Below are 3,849 nucleotides of genomic sequence, written 5' to 3' on the forward strand. Positions count from 1 at the left end.
GTGGCATTGATCGTCTATTCACGACTGGTAGGGCTCGATCCGACCCTGTTCGAGGCGGCAAAGGATCTTTATGCCACGCCGTTCAAACGCGCCTGGCACTTTCTGCTGCCGACCATCAAACCGGCGCTGATCTCCGCGTTTTTCCTGTCCTTCACCCTGTCCATCGACGACTTCGTGATCAGCTTCTTTACCTCGGGACCGGAAAGCGCCACCTTGCCGATTTATATCTGGGGTGCCATCAAGAAAGGCGTGACGCCGGAAATCAATGCCATCGCGGCCCTGATGATCGGTGCCGTTGCCATTGCGGCCTTGATGAGTTTGTTGGTCAACCGCCAGGGACAGCGCTGAATGCCTTTGGCAGTGCAAAACGTTAGATGATGCAACGCGATATGTAATGTAAACCGAAGGAGAGCAACACAATGAAAACAATGACCACGATTGCCACCGCGCTGGGAAGCCTTCTTCTTGTCGGCAGCGTACAGGCCCAGGAAAACAAGCTGTATGTGTTCAACTGGACCCAGTACATGGACCCGGAGATCATCACGGCGTTCGAGAAGAAATATGACGTCGATGTGGTGCAGAACTACTACAACTCCCTGCCCGAGATGTTCGCCAAGCTCAACACTGGCGGTGTCTCTCAGTACGACATCATCGTGCCTTCCAACTACTATGTCCCGCGTCTGATCGAGACCGGTCTGGTACAGAAGCTCGACAAGTCCAAGATTCCGAATCTGGACAACGTCATGGACCAGTTCGACGACCCGAGCTACGACGAAGGAGCGGTCTACTCCGCGCCCTATCAATGGGGTGTCTCCGGCCTCGTCTACAACGCTGCGACCTTCCCGGATGCACCCAAGAGCTGGTCGCTGATGTTCGACCCGGAGGTCAATCCCAATCATCCCTTCGGTTGATGGGAGACGGTCAGGTGAACATGGGGGTGGCTTGCGCCTATCTCGGCCATGGCTATGACTGTACCGATGTGGATGCCTGGAAAGAGAGCGCCAAATTATTGCTGGAGACCAAGAACCGGGGGCGTTTCAGCGGTTTTACCGACGGTACACCGGCGCTTCAGCAGCTTGCCCGGGGCGTGACCCATGCGGCGATCACCTACAACGGCGACTATTTGTTCTACAAAGATGAAAACCCGGACTCCTTCAAAGACATCGAGTTCGTGATTCCCGATGAAGGCACCGAGAAGTGGGTGGATGTCATGATGATCCCTTCCAAGGCGCCCAACGTAGAGATGGCGCACAATTTCATCAACTTCATACTCGACGCCGAAGTGGGTGCCCAGCTCTCCAACTACAACTACTACGCCAGCCCCAATGAGGCGGCCGTGCCGCATTTGGATGAGGTGCTGACCAAGCCGCCGGTGCAGCCCAGTGAAGACGATATGGAACGTCTCGAGTTCACACCCAGCCTGAAGGGGCAACAGCTGCAGACGTTTACGCAGCTGTGGAATGAAGTTCAGTCTCGTTAAAAAACATGGGGCCGTAAGGCCCCATTTAATGATTCCAAGAGCAGGGGTCATCGTGGTTGCCCCTCTGCATTTGTGATGTCGGCACGACGCTGCCGATAAGTGCGCAACCCGCCAAGAAAGGAATGTTGTATGAGTAGTGACAGTCAGCACCACGAGCTGAGCGAGTGGTTTCAAGCCAACGGCATCACCGAGGTTGAGTGTCTGGTGAGCGACCTGACCGGTATTCTCAAGGGCAAGATCATGCCTGCCAAGAAATACCTCAATGGCGGGAGGCCGCGCCTGCCGGACTCGATCTTCATCCAGACGGTCACCGGGGGCTATCCCGAAGACGAGGATATCCGCTTCTGGAATGCCGCGGAACTCGACATGGAACTGGTGCCGGATCCCAATGCCGCCTACCTGGTCCCCTGGGCAGAAGACCCCACCGCTCAGATCATTCATGACTGTTACTATTTGACCGGCGAGCCGGTGGAGCTGTCCCCGCGAGGGGTGCTCAAGCGCGTGCTCAAGTTGTTTGATGATCGGGGTTGGAAGCCGGTGGTAGCCCCGGAGGTGGAGTTCTATCTGGTCAAGACCAATACCGATTCCGATTATCCCCTGGAGCCGCCGATTGGACGTACCGGACGCCAGGAAAGCAGTCGCCAGTCCTTTTCCATTGATGCGGTCAACGAGTTCGACCCGCTGTTCGAGGAGATGTACGACTACTCCGAAGCCATGGGCCTGGACATCGATACCCTGGTGCACGAAGAGGGCGCAGGGCAGATGGAGGTCAACTTCCAGCACGGCGATCCTTTGATGCTGGCGGACCAGGTGGTCATGTTCAAGCGCACCCTGCGGGAAACGGCGCTGCGACATGGCATGTACGGCACCTTCATGGCCAAACCCATGGCCAATGAGCCGGGTAGCTCCATGCATGTGCATCAGAGTCTGGTGGACATCAGGAGTGGGCGAAATCTGTTTGCCGGCGAAGACGGTCAGCCCAGCAAGCTGTTTCATCACTACATTGGCGGCCTGCAGCAGTACCTGCCCGCGGCCATGCCGTTCTTCGCCCCCAACGTCAACTCCTATCGCCGCTTGATGCGCACCGAAACCAGCGGTTCGGCGCCGGTCAATACGGAATGGGGGTTCGACAATCGCACCGTGGGGCTGCGGGTGCCGATGGGGGCGCCGGAAGCGACCCGGGTCGAGAACCGCCTGGCCGGTGCCGACGCCAATCCTTATCTTGCGATCGCGGCTACCCTGGCCTGCGGCTACCTGGGCATGATCAGCCAGATCGACCCACGCCCTCCCATGATGGGCTCTGCCTGGGCCACCGGGGACAAGCTGCCGGACGATATCAGCCCGGCCCTGGATAGCCTTCAGGAGTGTGCGGCGCTTGCAGACCTGCTCGGCGAGCGCTTCATCAACAGCTACCTGGCGGTCAAGCGAGCCGAACATACCGCTTACTTTGGCGTCATTAGCTCCTGGGAGCGGGAGCACCTGTTGCTGCGGGTGTAAACTGACGTTTTATTAACCCGTCTAAATAATGCTTTTCGTCATTCTTGTTTAGCATCTTGAGCGGCGTATCCGGTGACGGGTACGCCGTTTTCCATGTATTTCCTGACACTATTTATCAGCCTTAACTGCTGCTTATTACTTGCCAAAACCATGCTCAACGAGGCGCTAGGAATGAACATCCTGCACCAAGAGCGTTTTTATTAACTTGTTTTAACAGAGACAGTGCGCACGCCTATTACGCTTTCTCAGACGATGGGCTGCCAACAGTCGGTCCGTTTCCTGTACTGACGATGCGTAGTAGTCGGGAGATTGTAGCCATGCAAGGACAAGCAAGGCAGATCAGTAGTCACACCCTATTGCCTCAAGAAGTATTGATCACGGCAAGCGTTCATGAGAGGCAACATCTTTATCGTTACAGAATACTAGCGCTACGTTTTCAGCCCTTCGATCAAGGTATTTCTAAACTCATGGAGGTACTGGTCGATGAGGGGCGACGTCGCATTAAAATGCTCCAACAGCTTGCACATCGTCTACAGCTTAGTGGCCTTTTGACGACAATGATTCATGAGCAGTCATGCTTTGATCGGCAAACTCACTTCTTTTGTAAACACCCCTGTTTTAGTGGCACCGCCGATTAGAGTTTTCCGCCCGTTGATGTTTCGCCAGGTATTCCCATGGCGTCAGGTCTTCCAATGAATCGTGAGGTCGCTCGTCGTTGTATTCCGCCATCCACGATTCGGTTAGCTGCCGGACTTCGGTGAGACTCCGGAAGACATACATATTCAGGATCTCGTCCCGGTAAGTCCGGTTGAAGCGCTCCACGTAGGAGTTCTGGGTCGGCTTACCTGGATTGATAAAGTCCAGCACGATAG

5 protein-coding genes are annotated in these 3,849 nt (G+C 55.7%); 4 read left to right on the top strand and 1 reads right to left on the bottom strand.

Annotated features, from left to right (window positions below; translation table 11 throughout):
• The 4 genes from CH74_RS17405 to CH74_RS17415 all read left to right on the top strand — a co-directional run.
• Positions 1-348, top strand: a 348-nt coding sequence (locus tag CH74_RS17405) for an ABC transporter permease (protein WP_048308808.1), incomplete at its 5' end; no start/stop codon positions are given.
• 71 nt (positions 349-419) lie between these two features.
• On the top strand, positions 420-911 hold the full coding sequence (locus CH74_RS19745; RefSeq protein ID WP_253273114.1) for a PotD/PotF family extracellular solute-binding protein: 492 nt from the start codon (positions 420-422) through the stop codon (positions 909-911).
• Between the two features lie 20 nt (positions 912-931).
• Positions 932-1,480, top strand: a complete 549-nt coding sequence (locus CH74_RS19750; protein ID WP_253273115.1) for a PotD/PotF family extracellular solute-binding protein — start codon at positions 932-934, stop codon at positions 1,478-1,480.
• Positions 1,481-1,609: 129 nt separating this feature from the next.
• The gene (locus CH74_RS17415) at positions 1,610-2,977 is read left to right on the top strand and encodes a glutamine synthetase family protein (protein ID WP_048308809.1); all 1,368 of its coding nucleotides are present in this window, start codon (positions 1,610-1,612) and stop codon (positions 2,975-2,977) included.
• Positions 2,978-3,595: 618 nt separating this feature from the next.
• Here the strand turns inward: CH74_RS17415 and CH74_RS17420 are convergent.
• Positions 3,596-3,849: integrase core domain-containing protein (locus CH74_RS17420; RefSeq protein ID WP_048308810.1), on the bottom strand; the 254-nt coding region annotated here is incomplete at its 5' end.

The sequence above is a fragment of the Halomonas sp. PR-M31 genome (assembly GCF_001039575.1).
Classification (GTDB): Bacteria; Pseudomonadota; Gammaproteobacteria; order Pseudomonadales; family Halomonadaceae; genus Modicisalibacter.

Excerpts from the sequence above, each read along its gene's own strand:
- CH74_RS19745 (WP_253273114.1), top strand. The coding sequence starts at position 420 with ATGAAAACAATGACCACGATTGCCACCGCGCTGGGAAGCCTTCTTCTT.
- CH74_RS19750 (WP_253273115.1), top strand. The coding sequence starts at position 932 with ATGGGGGTGGCTTGCGCCTATCTCGGCCATGGCTATGACTGTACCGAT.
- CH74_RS17415 (WP_048308809.1), top strand. The coding sequence starts at position 1,610 with ATGAGTAGTGACAGTCAGCACCACGAGCTGAGCGAGTGGTTTCAAGCC.